This window comes from Spiroplasma endosymbiont of Megaselia nigra (assembly GCF_003987485.1).
Lineage (GTDB): Bacteria > Bacillota_I > Bacilli_A > Mycoplasmatales > Mycoplasmataceae > Spiroplasma.
The window spans coordinates 1-3,732 of the sequence record NZ_RCOO01000112.1 but is presented as its reverse complement, the minus strand read 5'-3'; the positions used below and the strand labels follow the sequence as shown (position 1 = coordinate 3,732).

The window sequence follows — 3,732 nt, the reverse complement described above, 5'->3', positions numbered from 1 at the left end:
ATGAAATGTAGCATATTCAAAACCATCAAATTTATCAAATGTATTAATTATTCATTGTCCGTAATATTCAACTATTTCATTTAAATTCATTGCGTTTTTTGGGGTAACAACATTTTCTTCAATTAAATATTTATCATATTCATTATTTTCATTAATTTTATAACCACTAAATAAAAACACTGTATGGTCTTCACTACCATTAGCATAATCAACACCAATTGAATAACTATCAAATTGATACTGTTTTGTATTTGGATTATAAAAATCTTGTAAATTATACTCTTTAATATATTTACGATAATTTCGTAAAACATAAATACTAGGGTCATTATCGTTGTATTCAAAACCGTAGTATTCAAGTTCAAATAAATCAGGCCGTTCTTCTTTGTTTGTTAAAACAAGTTTTTTAGTAATATTAGGTATTTTATTTCAAACAGCACCCATTGTTAATCGTAAATTAAAAATACCCAAACCATTAAATGCTTGTTTGTTTTCTGAATAGACTTGATTGTGTTCTTTTAAAATATTTTTAATCCTTTCATTTAAAGGTAAATATGGCGTTACAAATTTTTCATAAAAGACATGGTATTTATCAAAAGGATTAAAAGTAAATTGATTAGAATATGTTTTATGAAAATATGTTGTTACGTTTATGTATTGTTTTGCTATGTTGTCTCATTCTTGAAATGTCCAAGATAATTCTTTTACTGGAATAGGATTATCTAAATTATATTGTTCATTATCATTTTCATCAGTATATTTTTCATAAGATACTTTTAAACTTTTAGAACGAAACATTGAAACTCTTAAATTATTATATCTTTTATCTAGTTCTTTATCAGTTAAAATTTCTTTTTCTTCAGCATGTATCATTTCATCTGTTCACGCCGATATAATACCGCTACCTTTACCAACTTTCCCCATAATTTTATTACCATTAGCATAACCAGCAAAAGCAATGCGAACACCACTAGGAAAAACAATCTCGCCGCCTTCTTTAACATTTTTAGGTCAAACAATGCTATTTTCATTGTCAGGTCCTATATCAATCCCATATTTATCATATAGATAATTACAAACATTAATTGTATCGCCAAATGTAGTATCTTCATGGGTATTAGCATATCTTCGTAAAATATTAGATGAAGCATCAGTAAAATTACAAGCAAAAAATAATTTTTCTGCTATGTGATTTCATGTTTTATTAGTACCACGCCCCGCTGAAACAAACTTAAAAAAAGTTGGCGAAGTAAAATATCGGGCATAACTATCACCAACAAATTCTTTAAATACTTCTCAATCAAAACCAAAATTATAGTCACTAAAATTTAAATCATATTTTTTATTTAAATGTTCATAACTAGTAATTCGTTTTTTGTTATTAATTTTAGTAAAGTCTTGCATTTTTAATTATCCTCCTTTTTGATAAGATTATATGAAGTATTAAGTATCAATTAAGTATCATAATTTAGAATAATTTGTTTAATTACGAAAGGAGATTATAAAATGGAATTAAAACAAAATTTATTAGAAGATTATAAAAAAGATAAAATAATAGAAACAAACAATGAAACTAAAAATTTCTTAATTGAAAGAGATAATGAGATATTTAAATTATATCAACAGGGAAAAATATTACAAGGATATAAGGTTGTATCAAAAATACCAAAAACAATTAGAACAGAAGATGGAGATATACCTTTAAAAAGACGAAGATATGTTAAATATGATGAAGAAAAAAATGAATATATAAACCGCTATCCTTTGGATGAAGAATTATGTTTAAAAAAATACCAAAGAAATGAACAGAATTTAATAAATAAAATTACTTCATTTATGGGTGATGGAAAAAGATATAAAGATATTTTAGATACTGTTGAAAACGCTAATATTAGTGAAAGAACAATATCTAATATTTTTAAAAATGCAGATTTAGAAGAAATCAATTACATTAGTAATAAAAATAACAATAAAATTAAAATTCCAAATAATGTTTTATATATTCAAATTGATGGGGCTTTTGAACCTATGAGAGAAAATAAAAAAAGAGTTGAAAATAAAATATTTGCTTCAACTATGCATGTTGGTGTTGATGAAGAAAAATCAACAAAAAACAGAAAAAAAATGAAAAAGAAAAAAGGCGTTTTTCAAATGATGAATAAAAATGATAAGAATAAAAATGATAAATCTAATATTGATAATTTTATTGATAAAATTTTTAAATCAATGGATACTTATGATATTAATAAAGATACTAAAATATTAATATTAAGTGATGGTGAAAAACAAATTAAAAAAATTTACATAGCAATAAAAGAAAAATATAAAAATAACACCGTATCATATAGTTTAGATAAATTTCATTTAGTAAAAAGATTTAAAGAATTATTCCCAAATCGTAAGAAAAACCGAATTCATAGATTAAAATATAAGTTATCAAAAATATATTTTTTTACTGGAAATTATGAAGCATTATTAGATTTTTTAATGTGTCATTTGCCCTATGTTATTGATAATAAAAAGAAATTTTTATTAGAAACTATTGAATTAATTAAAAATAATAAAGAAGGGATTGAAAATCAAACATTAGAATATAATATTGGTTGTCATATGGAAGGCGATATATCACACTATATTAAGGCAGTTAAGGGGCGTGGCGCGAAAATATATTGTAAAGAAACATTTATCAATATGTTAATTGCTTCAATGTTAAGACTTAATAGTAAAACAAATGAAGAAAAAATTGATAAAACTAATAAAAATAAAGAAAAAATTGAATTTAATATATTTAATTTAAATCAATCTAAAAATCAATTTTTATCTTTATAAAAAATAAAAAACCTTTTAAAATTAGTAATAACTTTAAAAATTATTTTTTAGTGTGTCAAAATTCATAATTTTATAAATTATTTCTTCAACTAAAAATTATATTTTTAAAAAAGTTGAATTTTTTATAAATTTTGTTATCATTTAGTCATAAGCGAAACTTAATTTGTTTCTAATTACTTAATTTTATTAAAAACCTCAAAATAATGTATACTACCAAAATTAACTAATTTATAGGGAACAATAGATTAATTTTTAATTTTAAAGATACTATCTGATGAATAATGCAAATAAAAAAATCGTTCTAATAAGCGATTACTTTAATTTATATTTAATTACTTTAATTTATATTTTTATAAAACCTAAGCTTTTTTCCGGCTACCAAGATAATTATGTTATTGGAATAGGATTATCTAAATTATATTGTTCATTATCATTTTCATCAATGTATTTTTCGTAAGACACTTTTAAACTTTTTGAACGAAACATTGAAACTCTTAAATTATTATATCTTTTATCTAGTTCTTTATCAGTTAAGATTTTTTTTCTTCAGCATTTATCATTTCGTCAGTTCATGCCGATATAATACCACTGCCTTTACCAACTTTTCCCATAATTTTATTCCCATTAACATAACCAGCAAAAGCAATCCGAACACCACTAGGAAAAACAATTTCGCCACCTTCTTTAACATTTTTCGGTCAAACAACCCCATTTTCATTATCAGGTCCTATATCAATCCCATATTTATCGTACAGATAATTACAGACATTAATTGTATAGCCAAATGTAGTATCTTCGTGGGTGTTGGCATATCTTCGTAAAATATTAGATGAAGAATCGGTAAAATTACAAGCAAAAAATAATTTTTCTGCTAAATGATTTCATGTTTTATTAGTCCCACGC

At 23.4% G+C, this 3,732-nt stretch carries 4 protein-coding genes; 1 reads left to right on the top strand and 3 read right to left on the bottom strand.

What is annotated here, in order from left to right:
* The coding region (locus D9R21_RS04920; RefSeq protein ID WP_148108832.1) for a hypothetical protein at positions 1–1,404 on the bottom strand (1,404 nt) is incomplete at its 3' end.
* A gap of 102 nt (positions 1,405–1,506) precedes the next feature.
* Here D9R21_RS04920 and D9R21_RS04915 point away from each other — a divergent pair.
* Entirely contained in the window at positions 1,507–2,829 is a 1,323-nt protein-coding gene (locus D9R21_RS04915; RefSeq protein ID WP_126821336.1) for an Mbov_0401 family ICE element transposase-like protein, read from the top strand.
* A gap of 387 nt (positions 2,830–3,216) precedes the next feature.
* Here D9R21_RS04915 and D9R21_RS07200 read toward each other — a convergent pair whose 3' ends face one another.
* Together D9R21_RS07200 and D9R21_RS07195 are read right to left on the bottom strand one after the other, a co-directional pair.
* Positions 3,217–3,402 (bottom strand): hypothetical protein, encoded by a 186-nt coding sequence (locus D9R21_RS07200; protein ID WP_158613900.1) that lies wholly within the window; start codon positions 3,400–3,402, stop codon positions 3,217–3,219.
* A partial coding sequence (locus tag D9R21_RS07195; RefSeq protein ID WP_158613899.1) for a hypothetical protein occupies positions 3,360–3,732 on the bottom strand: 373 nt, incomplete at its 5' end. The genes D9R21_RS07195 and D9R21_RS07200, both read right to left, overlap by 43 nt.